Source organism: Burkholderia sp. AU4i (assembly GCF_000466765.1).
In the GTDB taxonomy this organism is placed as follows: domain Bacteria; phylum Pseudomonadota; class Gammaproteobacteria; order Burkholderiales; family Burkholderiaceae; genus Burkholderia; species Burkholderia cepacia.
Genome location: NZ_ASSI01000124.1, coordinates 1 through 16,650, shown reverse-complemented (window position 1 = coordinate 16,650; position 16,650 = coordinate 1). Strand labels below are relative to the sequence as shown.

Annotated in this window: 14 protein-coding genes; 12 read left to right on the top strand and 2 right to left on the bottom strand. The window is 67.3% G+C overall.

The features are described from left to right. The 3 genes from glcF to L810_RS26635 form a co-directional block, all read left to right on the top strand. Positions 1–688, top strand: a 688-nt coding sequence (gene glcF, locus L810_RS26645; RefSeq protein ID WP_042976321.1) for a glycolate oxidase subunit GlcF, incomplete at its 5' end; no start/stop codon positions are given. A gap of 20 nt (positions 689–708) precedes the next feature. After that, complete coding sequence (locus tag L810_RS26640) at positions 709–1,113, top strand: GlcG/HbpS family heme-binding protein (RefSeq protein ID WP_021161412.1); 405 nt, start codon at positions 709–711, stop codon at positions 1,111–1,113. A 42-nt stretch (positions 1,114–1,155) separates the two neighbouring features. After that, positions 1,156–3,330: a malate synthase G gene (locus L810_RS26635; protein WP_021161411.1), complete on the top strand. Its 2,175-nt coding sequence runs from the start codon at positions 1,156–1,158 to the stop codon at positions 3,328–3,330. An 81-nt stretch (positions 3,331–3,411) separates the two neighbouring features. Here L810_RS26635 and L810_RS47520 read toward each other — a convergent pair whose 3' ends face one another. Beyond that, positions 3,412–3,570, bottom strand: a complete 159-nt coding sequence (locus tag L810_RS47520; RefSeq protein ID WP_155638190.1) for a hypothetical protein — start codon at positions 3,568–3,570, stop codon at positions 3,412–3,414. Between the two features lie 352 nt (positions 3,571–3,922). On the opposite strand from L810_RS47520, the gene L810_RS26630 reads away from it, so the two are divergent. The 8 genes from L810_RS26630 (at position 3,923) to L810_RS26595 (ending at position 13,871) form a co-directional block, all read left to right on the top strand. Then, positions 3,923–5,485, top strand: coding sequence for a sensor domain-containing diguanylate cyclase (locus tag L810_RS26630; RefSeq protein WP_042976319.1), 1,563 nt, complete (start codon positions 3,923–3,925; stop codon positions 5,483–5,485). Positions 5,486–5,632: 147 nt separating this feature from the next. Next, on the top strand, positions 5,633–7,018 hold the full coding sequence (locus tag L810_RS26625; protein ID WP_042976316.1) for a cache domain-containing protein: 1,386 nt from the start codon (positions 5,633–5,635) through the stop codon (positions 7,016–7,018). A gap of 29 nt (positions 7,019–7,047) precedes the next feature. Next, positions 7,048–7,692, top strand: a complete 645-nt coding sequence (locus tag L810_RS26620; RefSeq protein ID WP_042976314.1) for a response regulator — start codon at positions 7,048–7,050, stop codon at positions 7,690–7,692. An 85-nt stretch (positions 7,693–7,777) separates the two neighbouring features. Next, on the top strand, positions 7,778–8,317 hold the full coding sequence (locus tag L810_RS26615) for a TetR/AcrR family transcriptional regulator (RefSeq protein WP_257008989.1): 540 nt from the start codon (positions 7,778–7,780) through the stop codon (positions 8,315–8,317). A 273-nt stretch (positions 8,318–8,590) separates the two neighbouring features. Further along, on the top strand, positions 8,591–9,139 hold the full coding sequence (locus tag L810_RS26610) for a fimbrial protein (RefSeq protein WP_021161406.1): 549 nt from the start codon (positions 8,591–8,593) through the stop codon (positions 9,137–9,139). 89 nt (positions 9,140–9,228) lie between these two features. Next, complete coding sequence (locus tag L810_RS26605) at positions 9,229–10,002, top strand: fimbria/pilus periplasmic chaperone (protein WP_021161405.1); 774 nt, start codon at positions 9,229–9,231, stop codon at positions 10,000–10,002. A gap of 72 nt (positions 10,003–10,074) precedes the next feature. Next, entirely contained in the window at positions 10,075–12,702 is a 2,628-nt protein-coding gene (locus L810_RS26600; protein ID WP_042976309.1) for a fimbria/pilus outer membrane usher protein, read from the top strand. Further along, complete coding sequence (locus tag L810_RS26595; protein ID WP_021161403.1) at positions 12,690–13,871, top strand: fimbrial protein; 1,182 nt, start codon at positions 12,690–12,692, stop codon at positions 13,869–13,871. Before L810_RS26600 ends, L810_RS26595 begins: the two co-directional genes overlap by 13 nt. A 128-nt stretch (positions 13,872–13,999) precedes the next feature. Here the strand turns inward: L810_RS26595 and L810_RS26590 are convergent, their stop codons facing one another. Continuing rightward, positions 14,000–14,596 (bottom strand): MlaC/ttg2D family ABC transporter substrate-binding protein, encoded by a 597-nt coding sequence (locus L810_RS26590; RefSeq protein WP_021161402.1) that lies wholly within the window; start codon positions 14,594–14,596, stop codon positions 14,000–14,002. Between the two features lie 323 nt (positions 14,597–14,919). On the opposite strand from L810_RS26590, the gene L810_RS26585 reads away from it, so the two are divergent. After that, positions 14,920–16,650, top strand: a 1,731-nt coding sequence (locus L810_RS26585; protein WP_042976307.1) for an MMPL family transporter, incomplete at its 3' end; no start/stop codon positions are given.

The window sequence follows — 16,650 nt, the reverse complement described above, 5'->3', positions numbered from 1 at the left end:
GCCGTCGCTGTCGCCGAACACCAATGCGGCCGCCGCGCGCGTGCTCGACCGGCTCGGCATCAGCGTGAGCCCGGCGCGCGAGGCCGGCTGCTGCGGCGCGACCGAATATCACCTGAACGCGCAGGATGCCGGCCTCGCCCGCGCACGCCGCAACGTCGACGCATGGTGGCCCGCGATCGAAGCGGGCGCGGAAGCGATCGTGCTGACGGCAAGCGGCTGCGGCGCGTTCGTGAAGGAATACGGCGACCTGCTGCGCTCCGACCCCGTCTACGCGGAGAAGGCGCGGCGCGTCAGCGCGCTCGCGCGCGACCTCGCCGAAGTGATCGCGGCCGAGCCGCTCGACGCGCTGGCCGAATCGACGCCGCGCCGCATCGCGGTTCATTGCCCGTGCACGCTGCAGCACGCGCAGCGGCTCGGCGGCGCGGTGGAAAACATCCTGACGCGGCTCGGCTTCGATCTGACGAATGTCGCCGACGGCCATCTGTGCTGCGGTTCGGCCGGCACGTATTCGCTGACGCAGCCCGAACTCGCGACGACGCTGCGCGACAACAAGCTCGACGCGCTCGAAGCCGCACGCCCGGACCTGATTGTCACGGCCAACGTAGGCTGCCAGACTCACCTGAACGGCGCAGGCCGCACGCCGGTGCGCCACTGGATCGAGCTCGTCGACAACCATCTCGTCAACTGACCTGACTCCGGAGGAATGCCATGCAGACGAAACCCGAACTCGAACTCGCCGACGTCGAACGCATGCTCGCCGCCGCCCGCGCGGAAGCCGAGCGTCACGGCTGGGCCGTGTCGATCGCCGTCGTCGACGACGGCGGGCACCTGCTCGCGTTCGCGCGCCTCGACGGCGCGTCGGCGGCGAGCAGCTATATCGCGCAGGACAAGGCGCGCGCGGCGGCGCTCGGCCGGCGCGAGACGAAGGCGTATGAGGATATGATCAACGGTGGCCGCACCGCGTTTCTCAGCGCGCCGCTGACGGGGTTGCTCGAAGGCGGCGTGCCGGTCACGGTCGGTGGCCGGATCGCGGGCGCGATCGGCGTGTCTGGCGTAAAGTCCGAACAGGACGCGCAGATTGCCCGCGCCGGCACACAAAGCGTCGCGACATAACCAGCCAAACCGCGCGCGCATTTTTCCCCGGGAGGATTAACGATGATCGACCAAGCAGGACTGCAAGTCGCGCCAGCGCTGAGCCAGTTCATTGAAAACGAAGCGTTGCCGGGCACCGGCATCGACAAGGCCGCGTTCTGGAGCGGTTTCTCGGCCCTGGTGCACGACCTGGCGCCGCGCAACCGCGAGCTGCTCGCGGAACGCGACCGCCTGCAGCAGGAACTCGACACCTGGCACCGCGCGCACCCCGGCCCGGTGCGCGACCACGCCGCGTATCGCGCATTCCTCGAACAAATCGGCTACCTCGTGCCGGTCCCGTCGAACGTCGCGGCAGCCACCGCGAACGTCGACAGCGAGATCGCGACGCAGGCCGGCCCGCAGCTCGTCGTGCCGCTGTCGAACGCGCGTTATGCGCTGAACGCCGCGAACGCCCGCTGGGGCAGCCTGTACGACGCGCTGTACGGCACCGATGCACTGCCGGAAGACGGCGGCGCCGAACGCACCACCGCCTACAACCCGACGCGCGGCCAGCGCGTGATCGACTACGCGCGCAACGTGCTCGACAACGCGGCGCCGCTCGCGAGCGGCTCGCACCGCGACGCGCTGCGCTACCGCGTGCAGGACGGCCAGCTTGCCGTCGAAACCGCCAAGGGGATCGTCGGCCTCGCGCAGCCGGCGCAGTTCGTCGGCTACCAGGGCGCGGCCGATGCGCCGTCCGCGATCCTGCTGAAGCACAACGGCCTGCACCTCGAGATCCAGATCGACGCATCGACGCCGATCGGCCGCGCCGATCTCGCGAACGTGAAGGACATCGTGCTCGAAGCCGCGGTCAGCACGATCATCGACTGCGAGGATTCGGTCGCGGCGGTGGACGCCGACGACAAGGTCCAGCTCTACCGCAACTGGCTCGGCCTGATGCAGGGCACGCTGGTCGAGGAAGTCGCGAAGGGCGGCAAGACCTTCACGCGCCGCCTGAACGCCGACCGCGAGTACACGACGCCCGACGGCGGCACGCTGTCGCTGCACGGCCGCTCGCTGCTGTTCGTGCGCAACGTCGGCCACCTGATGACCAACGGCGCGGTGCTCGACCGCGACGGCAACGAGATTCCGGAAGGGATCCTCGACGGCGTCGTCACGGTGCTGTGCTCGCTGCACGACCTGAAGGCGAAGCGCAACTCGCGCACCGGCTCGATCTACATCGTGAAGCCGAAGATGCACGGCCCGGTCGAAGTCGCGTTCGCCGATACGCTGTTCGCGCGCATCGAGGATCTGTACAACCTGCCGCGCAACACGCTGAAGATGGGCATCATGGACGAGGAGCGCCGCACCAGCGTGAACCTCGCCGCGTGTATCGCCGCCGCCGCCGCGCGCGTCGCGTTCATCAACACCGGCTTCCTCGACCGCACCGGCGACGAGATGCACACCGCGATGGAAGCGGGCCCGATGATCCGCAAGGGCGACATGAAATCGTCGGCGTGGATCCAGTCGTACGAGCGCAACAACGTGCTCGCGGGCCTGTCGGCCGGCCTGCGCGGCCGCGCGCAGATCGGCAAGGGCATGTGGGCGATGCCCGACCTGATGCACGCGATGCTCGAGCAGAAGATCGCGCATCCGCGCGCCGGCGCGAACACCGCGTGGGTGCCGTCGCCGACCGCCGCGACGCTGCACGCGCTGCACTACCACCTCGTCGACGTGCAGGCCGTCCAGCAGGAACTCGAGAAGACGCCGTACGCGAGCGAACGCGACACGCTGCTCGAAGGGCTGCTGACCGTGCCGGTCGTCGAGCGTGCCGAGTGGAGCGAAGCCGAGATCCTGAGCGAAGTCGAGAACAACGCGCAGGGCATCCTCGGCTATGTCGTGCGCTGGGTCGAACAGGGTGTCGGCTGCTCGAAGGTGCCGGACATCCACGACGTCGGCCTGATGGAAGACCGCGCGACGCTGCGCATCTCGAGCCAGCACATCGCGAACTGGCTGCGCCACGGCGTGATCACCGAGGCGTTCGTGCTCGACGTGTTCAAGCGGATGGCGCGCGTCGTCGACCAGCAGAACGCCGGCGACCCGAACTATCGCCCGATGGCGCCCGGCTACGACCAGTCGACCGCGTTCAAGGCCGCATGCGCGCTCGCGCTGCAGGGCACGTCGCAGCCGAGCGGTTATACCGAGCCGCTGCTGCACCGGTTCCGGCTCGCGTTCAAGGCGCAACAGCACGGCGGATAAGCACGGCCGTGCCGCGGGTTTCCGGCGTGCCGGGAGCCCGTATGCCGGGAGCCCGTAAGCCGGAAGCCCGTACGCCGGGCTTCACGAAACGGGCGGCCGCAACGGCCGCCCGTTTTCATTTTCGCGTTCGCCCGGCTGTTGAAACGAATAATCGGCGCATATCGATACCTTCATTTTTTTCACTCGCCTGCCGTTAACCCGATGGAATCGGCGGCCGCGCGCCGCGGTTTCGCCGCTCATGCCGTACAGCCTTGCGCCGGAACGCTTTGCCGGATATTCGCAAGCCCGGGAATTCACTGAAACTTGATCCGGATCAACGGCCCGCAACATTTTTCGCGCGCGCGAACGCGCGCGTTATACTCCGTTGAATTCGCACTGCCCGATTCGTCGGATCGTTGAATCGGCGTAGATGTCACCAGTAAATGCGCGATTTACCGGTATATCTGGCCGCGATTCCCGGTAATCAGTGTCCATTTTCTCGCCGGCCGGCAGAAAGGCGTCGAATGGACGCGTGGCGGATCGCCGCCGCCACGTCATACGAACAATTGCATCGGCCCGCCGCCCGGCGGCAATGCCCATCGATCCACGGACCATGGCAGAAACCGATTACGCAGTGCCCAGCGAATCCGGCCTGACGAGCCGTGTCGCCGCACATCTGCGCCGGCTCCTGCTGCCGCACCTGATCTTCTATACCGGGCTGCTGATCGCGCTGCTCCTGCTGTCCCTGTGCGGGATCGTGCTGTACGAAGGCCGCATCGACGCGCGCGACCGCTCGATCTCGATGCAGCAGAATCTCGCGCTGATGGCGTCGTGGGACATCGAGCGCAACATCGAGATCTACTCGCTGTCGCTGCAGGCCGTCGTCGAAGGCGCGAACGACCCGGATGTCGTCAAGCTGCCGATGCCGCTGCGCCGCCAGGTGCTGTTCGACCGTGCGACGACGGCCAAGTACCTCGGCGGCATCTACGTGCTCGACGCGAAGGGCGACATCGCGGTCGACGGCAAGAGCGACGTGCCGCGCAAGGCCAACTTCGGCGACGAGCCGTACTTCGCGGTGCACCGCGACCATCCCGACGTCGGCCTGTACGTCAGCCCCCCGTATCATTCGCGCTTGCGCGGCGGCTCGCCGAGCATCGCGCTCAGCCGGCGGATCACGAAGCCCGACGGCTCGTTCGGCGGCGCCGCCGTGATGTCGATCCGGCTCGAATATTTCCAGAACCTGTTCTCGCGGCTGTCGCTCGGCGATCGCGGCTCGATCGCGCTGATCAACACCGACGGCAAGATGCTCGCGCGCGAGCCGTACGACCCGAAGATCGTCGGCCGTGACATCAGCCGCGCCAGCACGTTCCGGCGCTTCATGACCGCCAACGAAGGCAGCTTCGCCGATACCGCGTCGATCGACGGCGTGCGCCGCCTGTACGTGTTCCGGCATCTCGAGCACCTGCCGCTCATCATCATGGTCGCGCGCTCGGAAGCGGATACCTACGCCGCGTGGTACGACCGTGCGATTCCGATCGGCTCGGCGATGGTCGCGCTCGCGATCGGCTTCGTCGGCCTGTCGCTGCTGCTCGACGTGCAGCTGCGCAAGCGCCACCGCGCGGAAACCGAACTGCAGGCGCTCGCGCGCACCGACGGCCTCACGGGCCTCGACAACCGCCGCATGCTCGACGTCACGCTCGCACGCGAATGGCGCCGGGCCGCACGCTCGCAGCACGCGCTGTCGCTGCTGTTCATCGACGTCGACTACTTCAAGCGCTACAACGACACCCAAGGGCACCAGGCCGGCGACGACGCGCTCGCCGCGGTCGGCCACTGCATCGCCGGCTGCCTGCGCCGCCCGGCCGACTACGCGGCGCGCTACGGCGGCGAGGAGTTCGTCGTCGTGCTGCCCGACGTCGACACGGACGGCGCGGCGTCGATCGCCGAGACGATCCGCACGGGCGTCCTCGATCTCGGCATCCGGCACGACGCCGGGGCGACCGGCCGCCTGACGGTGAGCATCGGCGTGACGACGAGCTATCCGGAACACGACGACGACATGCAGGCCGCGCTGAAGCTGGCCGACGACGCGCTGTATCGCGCGAAGGAAGGCGGGCGCAACCGCATCGTCGTGCTCGCGGCCCCCTCCGGCGGCCTCGCGGCGCGGCGGGCCTGAACGGGCCACCGCCGGGCGACGGCAGGGCGGCTGCCCGGCCACTGTCGCCGCCCGCGCGCAAAATCGCCGACAATGTCGCCTCGACACGCCGCCGCGCGGCTGCCTCGCCCGGCCGGCCCGCGCGGTGCGCGGCCGCTTCGCACCACCATGAGACTCAAGGCAAAGATCTTCCTTCTGGCCATCGTGCCGTTCCTGCTCGCGATCGCCGGCATCGGTTTCGGCGTGCGCCAGCAGGCGACGTCCCTCGCGCGCACGCAGCATGCGACGATCCAGGCCGCGTACCTGTCGAGCAAGGAGGTCGAGCTCAAGCACTACGTCGAGCTCGCGACGAGCGCGATCATGCCGCTCTACGACGCGAGCGGCCGCAACGCGCGCGACGACGCGCTGCTGCGCACGCAGGCGCTCGCGATGCTGCAGAAGATGGATTTCGGCCCGGACGGTTATTTCTTCGTGTACGACCTGCACGGCAATTCCCTGATGCATCCGCGCGAGCCCGAGCGGGTCGGCCACAACTACTGGTCGATGCGCGACCCGCAGGGCGCGCTGACGATCCAGAAGCTGATCGGCGCGGCGTCGAGCGGCGGCGGCTACGTGCGCTACGCGTGGCAGCGGCCGTCGACGGGCCGCGTCGCGCCGAAGCTGGGCTACGTCATCGCGCTCGAACGCTGGGGCTGGATGGTCGGCACCGGCATCTATCTCGACGATGTCGACACCGCGCTGCAGCGCATCGACGCGCGCGCGTCCGCGAACATCGAGCGCACGATGAGCTGGCTCACCGCGATCGCACTCACGGGTGCCGCCGCGATCGCCGTGTGCGCGCTGGTGCTGAACGTCAGCGAGTCGCGCAGTGCCGACGCGAAGCTCAAGCTGCTCGCGCAGCGCGTCGTCGAATCGCAGGAGCAGGAGCGGGCGCGGCTGTCACGCGAGCTGCATGACGGGATCAGCCAGATGATGGTATCGGCGAAGCTGATGCTCGAATCCGCGCTCGCGCGCTTCGAACGCGGTACCGCGCGCATGCCCGAGGCCGAGCAGGCGCTGACCTCGGGCGTCGTGCGGCTCGGCGACACGCTGCGTGAAGTGCGACGCATCTCGCATGCGCTGCGCCCCGCGATGCTCGACGATCTCGGCCTCGCGGCGGCGCTCGAGCAGCTGGTGCGCGAGCTCGGCGCCGAAAGCGGCGTCGACATCGGTTATACGCAGGTCGCACACAGCGGCGCCCGGCCGCTGCCCGCGGCGGTCAACACCGCGCTGTTCCGGATCGCGCAGGAAGCGTTGAGCAACATCGTGCATCATGCGCGCGCGTCGCGCGCGGCCGTCACGCTCGACGTCGGCGCGCAATCCGTCACGCTGACCATCGCCGACAACGGCTGCGGCTTCGACGCCGAACGCTCGCAGGCCGACGTGCGCCACGGCATCGGCCTGCGCAACATGCGCGAGCGCCTCGACGCGCTCGGCGGCACGCTGACGATCACGTCGCAGGTCGGCCACACGATCGTCGCCGCGCGCGTGCCGCTGCCCGGCGCCGCGTCATGACGCGCCCCATCACAGGAGACCTTTCACGCATGAGCGCCCCCGACACCGCCCGGCCCGTCGCCCGACTGCTGCTCGTCGACGATCACCCGCTCGTGCGCGACGGCTTGCGGATGCGGCTCGAAGCGGCCGACCTGTCCGTGGTCGGCGAAGCCGGCAACGCCGACGAGGCGCTCGCGCTCGCCGCGTCGCTCGAACCCGATCTCGCGCTGATGGACATCGGCATGAACGGAATGAACGGCATCACGCTCGCGGGCGTGTTTCACGAACGCTTTCCGGGCATCCGCGTGCTGATGCTGTCGATGCACGACAATGTCGAATACGTGACGCAGGCCGTGCGTGCCGGCGCGAGCGGCTACCTGCTGAAGGATTCGCCCGCGAGCGAGATCGTGCGCGCGATCGGCACGGTGCTGGCGGGCCAGACGTTCTTCAGCGAAGGGCTCGCCGCGCGGATGATCCACGCGAGCACGACCGCGTCGCCGCTCGACCGGCTCACGCCGCGCGAACGCGACATCCTCGACGCGCTGGCGGAAGGGCTGTCGAGCAAGCAGATCGCGCAGCAGACGGGGCTGTCGGTGCGCACGGTCGAGACGCACCGGCTCAACCTGAAGCGCAAGCTGGAGATCGAGGGACAGGCCGAGCTGATCAAGTTCGCGGTCGAGCATCGGCGAAAGTAGCTCGGCGTCGCGATCTGCCGAAAAAGGCTCGCCGGCGGGCAAGCTGCCGCGCACGAAGCCGGCGGAAGTGCGCCTCGAGGAGCTGATGGTCGCGGCCGAGACGCTGTTCCTCGCGCAGGGCGTGGAAGCGACGACCATCAGCGAGATCGTCGAGCACGCGCAGGTGGCGAAGGGCACGTTCTATCACTACTTCGAATCGAAATCCGACATGCTCGCCGCGCTCGCGCAGCGCTACACGGCGTCGTTCCTCGACCGGTTGCAGCATGCGGTGGACGCGTGCGACGCCGACGACTGGCTCGCACGCCTGCGCGCGTGGATCCGAACCAACATCGAAACCTACGCGGCGACCTATCGCACGCACGACATCGTCTACGCGAATCACCATCACCACGATCGCGCGAATGCCGACAAGAACGCGATCCTCGAACAGCTCGGCGCGATTCTCGACGGCGGCGCACGGGCCGGCACGTGGCGGCTCGCGCACCCGCAGGTCACCGCGCTGCTGATCTATGCGGGCGTGCACGGCGCGACCGACCACATCATCGCGGCACCGGAAACGGATCGCGCCGCGTTCGTCGACGCGGTGGTCGACGATTGCCTGCGGATGCTCGGCGTCGGCACCTGACGCACGGCAACGCACCAGGCACCCGAGGGCGAATGCCGTTCAGTCACGCTGAACGGCATTTTTTATTGGTGCCACCGCGAAGTGACAATTGTTCATCTTACGAATTGTTGACGCCAGTAGCATTCGTTCTGTCCAAGTGTAACCAAGCCGAAAACATAATATTCGGCCGTGTGATGCCTTTTCGGGTTGCCGTTGGATGTCGCGTCGCGCTGTCAACGGATATCGCGTCGGCGTCGTATCACCATCCAGATCGATTCTTTCGGAAACCAAAACATGCAAACCAAACTCATTACCGCCGTGTTGTTCGTGGCTGCAGCCACTGCGTCGCAAATCGCATCCGCAACCGACGGCACAATCACGTTCAACGGCAGCGTTACCGCGCAAACCTGCACGATCAACGGCAACGGTAGCGGCTCGAACAACTTCAATGTGCCGCTGCAATCGGTGTCGACCAGCGCGCTGGCCGCCGCAGGCCAGTATGCCAACCGCACGCCCTTCAACATCGCACTGACGGCCTGCACGCCGGCGTCGGGCAACGTCCACACCTACTTCGAACCGGGCCCGACGGTCGACACCGCCACCGGCAACCTGATCCTGGCCGCCGGCGGCGCGACCAACGTCGAGATCCAGCTGCTGAACGGCGACAGCACCTATTCGCCTATCAAGATCGGTGCGGCTGACGCCTCGCAAAACTCGAAGTCGGTCGCCATCAGCCCGGCCGGCACCGCCACGCTGAACTACTACGCGCAGTACTTCGCAACCGGCGCTGCAACGGCAGGCGCGGCGACGTCGAGCGTGATGTACTCGCTCGTTTATCAGTAACCAATCACTTAGTTATACATAGCAAGATCGGGCGGAGCGGCACGACGTCGCACCGCCCCTCGTGCTCGCTACCTGCATCGATCTCCATCATGAAGCTTCGAAACACACTCCGGCGCGCGATCGCCACCGCATGCGCCGCATGGCTCGGCTACCTGGCAGCGCCCGCCGATGCATCGGTGGTGATCGGCGGCACGCGCGTAATCTATGCCGCGAGCGAATCCGAGGTCACGCTCAAGCTGTCGAACGCCGGCCAGTCGCCCGCGCTCGTGCAGTCGTGGGTCGATACAGGTGACGTGCGCGGCGCGCCGTCCACGACCAAGGTGCCCTTCACCGTCACGCCGCCGATCTCGCGGATCGATCCGTCCAGATCGCAGACGCTGCGCATCGTCTACACCGGCGAGCCCATGCCGCAGGATCACGAGTCGGTGTTCTGGCTCAATGTGCTCGAGGTGCCGCCCAAGCCGAGCGCGGCGGACGCGGACACGAACCGTATCCAGCTCGCATTCCGTTCGCGCATCAAGCTGTTCTATCGTCCGGAAAAACTCGCGGGTTCATCGGCCGACGCGCCGGCGCAGCTCACCTGGCGGCTCACACAGGCCGACGGCAAACCGGCGATCGAGGCGCACAACCCGACGCCGTTCCATGTGTCGCTGACCATGATCAGCGTGCAGTCGGGCGGACGCAGCGCAATCTTCGACGATGGCGGCATGGTCGGGCCCGGCGAGACGCGCGCCTTCCCGCTGAAAGGCGATGTGCCCGGCTCGGCCGGCGCCAGCGTGCGTTACACGACGCTGAACGACTACGGCGGCTCGGTCATCGGCGAGACGCCATTGCGGTCAGACGCCGCCGCGCCGTCGCGATGATGCGCGACTGACTCTCTTCCATTGCGCGAGGCGCGGGTAGCGCGCCACGTCCTTTCCACAGCAAGACCAAGCATGCCCGCCCGGGCAGGGCGGAGGCTTGCTCACGCTCGGGTGCCTATCGTGATCCAACGTCTTTCGAGTTTGCCGCCATTCGTGCGCTGGCGCCCGCGCCCGTGCTTCCTGCTCGCGCTGTCGGTGTTTGCGTCGACGGGCGCGATGGCGCAGACCACAAGCGCCACACAGGTGGCGGAAGTCCAGTTCGACGACCTGTTCCTGCAGCGCCCGGGCGGCACGCGGGTGGACGTCAGTCGCTTCGAAAAAGGCAATGCCGCGGCGCCGGGTTCGTATCGCGCCGACCTGTACGTCAACACGAACTGGATCGGTCGTACCGCGATCACACTGCGCCAGGTGGACGACAGCCGAAACAACGTCCAGCCCTGCTTCGATCGCGAGCTGCTGCAGCAGGTCGGGGTGGATCTCGCGAAGCTGTCGCCCGAAGCGACGCGCATGCTGACGGACTCGAACCATGCCTGCGCGACGATCGGCATGCTGGTGCCGGACGCCGTCGCCACCTTCGACAATGGCGAGCAGCGGCTCGACGTCAGCATCCCGCAGGCCTCGTTGAGCCGCGCGGCGCGCGGCTACGTGGATCCGCGCTACTGGGACGAGGGCGTGCCGGCTGCGCTGCTGTCGTACAACGGCAACCTCTACCGCGCCGACAACCAGGGCGCCTCGTCGACCCAGGCCTACCTGGGCCTGACCGCCGGCCTGAACGTCGGGCCCTGGCGCTTCCGCCACAACGGCAACACCACCTACAACACGCACGGCGGCACGCACTACCAGAGCGTGCAGACCAGCCTGCAGCGCTCGATCGCGCGCCTGAAGGCGCAGCTCGTGATCGGCGACGCGTTCACCGACGGCTCGATGTTCGACAGCGTGGGCTTTCGCGGCGTGCGGATCGCCAGCGACGAGCGCATGTATCCGGAATCGCAACGCGGCTATGCGCCGACCATCCACGGCATCGCCAACAGCAATGCGCTGGTGCAAGTGCGCCAGAACGGCAACATCGTCTACAGCGCCAACGTCGCGACCGGCCCGTTCGAGATCGACGATCTCTATGCGACCGGTTATGGCGGCGACCTCGACGTCATCGTGACCGAAGCCGACGGCAGCATCCACACCTTCAAGGTGCCGTATGCGTCGGCCGTCAGTTCGCTGCGGCCCGGCATCACGCGTTTCAGCGTGACGGCCGGCCAGTACCGCAGTCCGCTGCTGTCGAGCAAGCCCGCGCTATTCCAGGCGACCGTACAGCACGGTTTCACCAACCTGATCACCGGCTACGGCGGCATGACGGCCGCGCCCGGCTACCTGGCGGGCCTGGCCGGCGTCGCGCTCAACACCGGGCTGGGCTCGTTTGCGCTGGACATCACGCAGGCCAACACCGATCTGCCCGGCATGGGCACGCGCCACGGCCAGAGCGTGAAGCTCTCGTACAGCAAGCTGATCAGTCCGACCAACACCAATATCGCGGTGGCCGCCTATCGTTATTCGAGCAGCGGCTACCTGGGCCTGCAAGACGCCATGCAGTTGCGCAGCCAGCAGACCGGCGGCGTGAACGGCCTGCTGTCGGGCGGCGTGCGTCGCGGTCAGTTCCAGGTCATGCTGAACCAGGGCCTGCCGGAAGGCTGGGGCTCGTTCTACCTGTCTGGCTCGACCGTCAATTACTGGAATCGCAGCGGCAACGACACGCAGTTCCAGGCCGGCTACAGCAACAATTTCCGGCGCATCAACTACGGCGTGTCGGTCGCGCGCCAATTCGACGCGACGCAAAACCGCTGGGACAACCGCTTCATGCTGAACGTGTCGATCCCGCTGAACCTCGGCTCGCGCACGTTGTACTCGTCGACCAGCCTGCAACACGACAGCCACGGCGCAACCCTGGTCCAGCAGTCGCTGACCGGCTCGCTCGGTATCGACAACGCGCTCAGCTATGGCGTGAACGTCGGTCATACCCGCGGCAGCGGCACCGGTGCGACCGTCAACGTCGGCGGCAACGTGTCCTACATGGCGCCGTATGCGACCTTGTCGGGCAACGCTTCGAAGGGCACCGGCTTTACGCAGTACGGCGGCGGCATCTCGGGCGGCATGGTGGCCTATGCCGGCGGCGTGGCCTTTACGCCGACCATGGGCGAGACGATGGCGATCGTCGAGGCCAAGGACGCAAACGGCGCACGCGTGACGGCCGGCAGCGGCCTGCGCATCGATCGGTTCGGTCATGCCCTGGTATCGACCCTGACGCCGTTCTCGACCAACGAGGTGGAAATCGATCCGAAGGGCGTGCCGATGAGCGTCGAGCTGAAATCCAGCGCGCAGCACGTCGCGCCGACCGCGGGTGCGGTGGTGCGACTGAAGTACGAGACCGAGGGCGGCGGACGCGCGGTGATCATGCGCGCGCGCATGGCCGATGGTGAGCCGGTTCCCTTCGGCGCAGAAGTGAGCGATGCGGCGGGGCAGAACGTCGGCACCGTGGCGCAGGATGGCCGCGTCGTGCTGCGCGGCGTGAAGACGGATACCGGCACGTTGAAGGTGAAGTGGGGCGACACGGCCGCCGAGGGTTGTTCGCTGTCCTACACGCTTGCGCCGGCGAGCAAGACGAGCCGGCAACGGTGGACCGATACGGAAGCGGTATGTACGAAATGAGCGCTGCTGATGAAATGAGCCTGGGAGAGGTCATGAAACGAAACGAAAATTCGACCGCGAAGCGCCGGCAGGCGAAGTCGGCGCGCGGCTGGGGCCGCATGGTGTTCTGGTTGCTCGCGCTGGTAGCGTTGATGCTTGGTCCGGGTTCGCGTGCCGCGTTCGCGCAGAGCGCCAATTGCACTGGCACGGCACAGACGGTGACGATCTCGATGCCGGCTTCGGTGACGATCCCGCGCGACGCAGCGATCGGTACGGTGCTGACGACCTGGGCCAGTACTCCGGCCACCACCAACTTCTATAGTTGCCTCGTGTCGGGTTCTGCATTCTCGGGTATGGCCTTCGAAGCGCTGTCGATGACCAAGGCCGGCATGACGGTCGCCGGGCCGAATGGTGTGGCCTATACGGTCTGGAATACCAATGTGCCGGGCGTCGGTGTCGCGATCGGCGTGCGTTCCTATGCGAACGGTTGTGGATGGCAGCCTTGGGACGATCTCGGCACGCCGAGGCCGCCGCTACCCAGCCCTTGGGCTGGGTGGGCCTGTAACCAAAACGGTACGAACAGTTTGGTCACCAACGGCGGCCAGGTTCAGGTGGCGCTGGTCAAGACCGGCGCCATCACGGCGGGCACGGTGACGGGCGGCGTGCTGTTCGAGGGAGCGCCCTCGACGGGGGGAGCAAACATCAACGGCCCGTTTGCGGTCTCCGCTTCGAGCCACGTGTCGTATTCGCTGACCTCGACCATCGTCAATGTCGCGGCGTGCACCACGCCGAACGTGACGGTCAACATGGGCTCGCCCATGCAGTCGGAATTCACGGGCATCGGCTCGACCAACAAGCAGGCCGTCTCGCTCAACGTGGCGGTCAACGCCTGCCCGACAGGCCTGAACTCGATCCAGTACCAGTTCATCCCGGTCAATGCCGTCCTCGACAGCACCAACGGCGTGCTGGCGCTGTCGAGCGGTTCGACGGCCACCGGTATCGGCCTGCAACTGAAGGACGGCAACGGCAACGCGCTGAAATACAACACGCAGTACACGCTGACGAGCTACAGCAAATCGACCGGCGGCTCCTACACGATCCCGCTCACCGCCAGGTACTACCAGACGGCCGCGAAGGTAACAGCCGGCAGCGCAAACGCCGTGCTGACCTTCACCATGACGTATCAGTAGGCCGCGCACAGCGAGCCTCGATGTGTGCGAAGGCGGCGTGGACTTGCGCGTGCACGCCCCAGGGTAAATAAACAAGGGCGCCCGAGGGCGCCCTTCATGCATCCGGATTCCGAACCGCGCAGCAGCGGTCAGTTCGTCCGCGAATTGTGTTTCTGCAGATACGCGATCAGGCCGTCGATCCCGCCCGATGCGAGCTGGCTCTTGAACTGGCCCTGGTAGACCTGGATCAGCCATGCGCCCGACATGTCGATGTCGTAGATCTTCCAGTCGTTGCCGACCTTGCCGAGACGATAACCGACCGACTGGCTGTCGCCCGGCGTCGTGACGGTCGACTGCACGAGCGCGTCGGCGCCCGACGCGCCGCCGGCCTTGAACGAGAACTTCGCGTCCTGGCTGCCGAGCTGCGCGAGCGACGCGGCGTAGGTGCGCGTCATCAGCAGCTTGAACTGCTTGTAAAGCTCCTGCTGCTGCTGCGGCGTGGCCTGCTTCCACGCGTCGCCGACCGCGATGCGGGTCGTGCGCTCGAAGTTGGTCGCGGGCAGGAAGCGCTGCTCGACGACCGCCGAGACCTTCGCCATGTCCCCGCCGCGTGCGGCCGGATCGGCCTTCATCGCGTTGACGGTACCTTCGACCGCACTGCGGACGATATCGACCGGCGCGCTCTGCGCAAAAGCGGAAACCGACACGGCGGCCGCCGCGACGAAAGCAAACAGATGACGTTTCATACGAATATCGCTCGATGAGAAAAAACGACCGGTTCATTGCACCGGCCGACGGAGCAAAGTATACCGGGCCCGACGCCTCGGTGCGCCGCCGTGACCGACTGTTACCTTTCAGGTTCCTTTGTCACAGGCGTGCGGCGGCGCGACGAGGCACGGCGGCGCCGATTATGTAAATATCCCCTTACAAACCGGCGAACCATCGGTATCGATTCCGCCGTCGCGAACAAATCTCCTTCCCGCCCCGAAACCCCCAACGTCACGACCGCCGCCACGCTGCGCCGGTATACTTGGCTACTTTGCCCTTGCCAGCCGCTCCCCACCGCCACATGGTGACATCTCTCATCGTCCGACTCGTTGCATGGTCGGTGCGCCGCCCCGTCTGGGTCGTCGTCCTGTCGCTCGTCATCGCCGCGTTCAGCGGCGTCTATGTCGCGCAGCATTTCAAGATCAACACCGACATCAGCAAGCTCGTCGATGCCGAGCCGCAATGGGCCGCCCTCGGGCAGGCCGTCGACAAGGCGTTCCCGCAACGCAACGGCACGATCCTCGCGGTCGTCGAGGCACCGGCGCCCGAATTCGCGAACGCCGCCGCGCATGCGCTGACCGAAGCGCTGCGCAAGGATGCCGACGCCGGCCGCATCGGCCAGGTCGCCGAGCCCGGCGGCGGGCCGTTCTTCGAGCACAACGGGCTGCTGTTCCTGTCGCCGCAGGAGGTCACGGATACCACCTCGCAGCTCGCGAGCGCGCGCCCGCTCGTCAACGAACTCGCGAAGAACCCGAGCCTGACCGGCCTCGCGACCACACTCTCCACCACGCTCGGCCAGCCGCTCCTGACCGGCCAGGTGAAACTGCCCGCGATGGCGAAGCTGCTCGCACGCAGCGCCGCGACGGTCGACGACGTGCTGGCCGGCAAGCCGGCCGCGTTCTCGTGGCGCGCGCTGGTCGACAACGATGCCGCGCGGCAGCCCGCGCGCGCGTTCGTCACCGTGCAGCCGGTGGTCAACTACGGCGCGCTGAAGGCCGGCGCGGAAACCAGCCAGGTGATCCGCGACGCGGCCCGTTCGCTCGACCTCGAGAAGCACTACGGCGCCGTCGTGCGCCTGACCGGCGAACAGCCGCTCGCCGACGACGAATTCGCGTCCGTCGAAGATGGCGCGGCGCTCAACGGCGCGCTCACGCTGCTCGCCGTCCTCGTCATCCTGTGGCTGGCGCTGCGCTCGAAGCGGATGATCGGCTCGGTGCTCGTCACGCTGTTCGTCGGCCTCGTCGTGACCGCCGCGCTCGGCCTCGCGATGGTCGGCTCGCTGAACATGATCTCGGTCGCGTTCATGGTGCTGTTCGTCGGCCTCGGCGTCGACTTCTCGATCCAGTACGGCGTGAAATACCGCGAGGAGCGCTTCCGCGATCCGCGCATCGATCACGCGCTGATCGGCGCCGCGCACTCGATGGGCATGCCGCTCGCGCTGGCCACCGCGGCCGTCGCGGCGAGCTTCTTCTCGTTCATTCCCACCGCCTATCGCGGCGTGTCCGAACTCGGCCTGATCGCGGGCGTCGGGATGTTCGTCGCACTGCTGACCACGATCACGCTGCTGCCGGCGCTGCTGCGCCTGTTCGCGCCGCCGGGCGAATCGAAGACGCCGGGCTTCCCGTGGCTCGCGCCGGTCGACGACTACCTTGATCGCCATCGCAAGCCGATCCTGATCGGCACGCTCGTGGTCGTGGTCGGCGCGCTGCCGCTGCTCGCATTTCTCCACTTCGACTTCAACCCGCTGCACCTGAAGGATCCGCACAGCGAATCGATGGCGACGCTGCTCGCGCTGAAGGATTCGCCGGAAGCCGCCGTCAACGACGTCACGCTGCTCGCGCCGTCGCTCGCCGATGCCGACGCGGCAGCGAAGCGCCTCGACGCACTGCCCGAAGTGGGCCGCACGACCACGCTGTCGACCTTCATCCCCGCCGACCAGCCGGCCAAGCGCGCGGCGATCGCAGCCGCCGCGAGCGACCTGCTGCCCGCGCTGACGCAGCCGGCCGCGCCGCCCAGATCGGAAGAGCACACG

Excerpts from the sequence above, each read along its gene's own strand:
- L810_RS26590 (WP_021161402.1), bottom strand. The coding sequence starts at position 14,596 with ATGAAACGTCATCTGTTTGCTTTCGTCGCGGCGGCCGCCGTGTCGGTT.
- L810_RS26620 (WP_042976314.1), top strand. The coding sequence starts at position 7,048 with ATGAGCGCCCCCGACACCGCCCGGCCCGTCGCCCGACTGCTGCTCGTC.
- L810_RS26615 (WP_257008989.1), top strand. The coding sequence starts at position 7,778 with ATGGTCGCGGCCGAGACGCTGTTCCTCGCGCAGGGCGTGGAAGCGACG.
- L810_RS26630 (WP_042976319.1), top strand. The coding sequence starts at position 3,923 with ATGGCAGAAACCGATTACGCAGTGCCCAGCGAATCCGGCCTGACGAGC.
- L810_RS26600 (WP_042976309.1), top strand. The coding sequence starts at position 10,075 with ATGCCCGCCCGGGCAGGGCGGAGGCTTGCTCACGCTCGGGTGCCTATC.
- L810_RS26625 (WP_042976316.1), top strand. The coding sequence starts at position 5,633 with ATGAGACTCAAGGCAAAGATCTTCCTTCTGGCCATCGTGCCGTTCCTG.
- L810_RS26610 (WP_021161406.1), top strand. The coding sequence starts at position 8,591 with ATGCAAACCAAACTCATTACCGCCGTGTTGTTCGTGGCTGCAGCCACT.
- L810_RS26640 (WP_021161412.1), top strand. The coding sequence starts at position 709 with ATGCAGACGAAACCCGAACTCGAACTCGCCGACGTCGAACGCATGCTC.
- L810_RS26635 (WP_021161411.1), top strand. The coding sequence starts at position 1,156 with ATGATCGACCAAGCAGGACTGCAAGTCGCGCCAGCGCTGAGCCAGTTC.
- L810_RS26595 (WP_021161403.1), top strand. The coding sequence starts at position 12,690 with ATGTACGAAATGAGCGCTGCTGATGAAATGAGCCTGGGAGAGGTCATG.
- L810_RS26605 (WP_021161405.1), top strand. The coding sequence starts at position 9,229 with ATGAAGCTTCGAAACACACTCCGGCGCGCGATCGCCACCGCATGCGCC.
- L810_RS47520 (WP_155638190.1), bottom strand. The coding sequence starts at position 3,570 with ATGAGCGGCGAAACCGCGGCGCGCGGCCGCCGATTCCATCGGGTTAAC.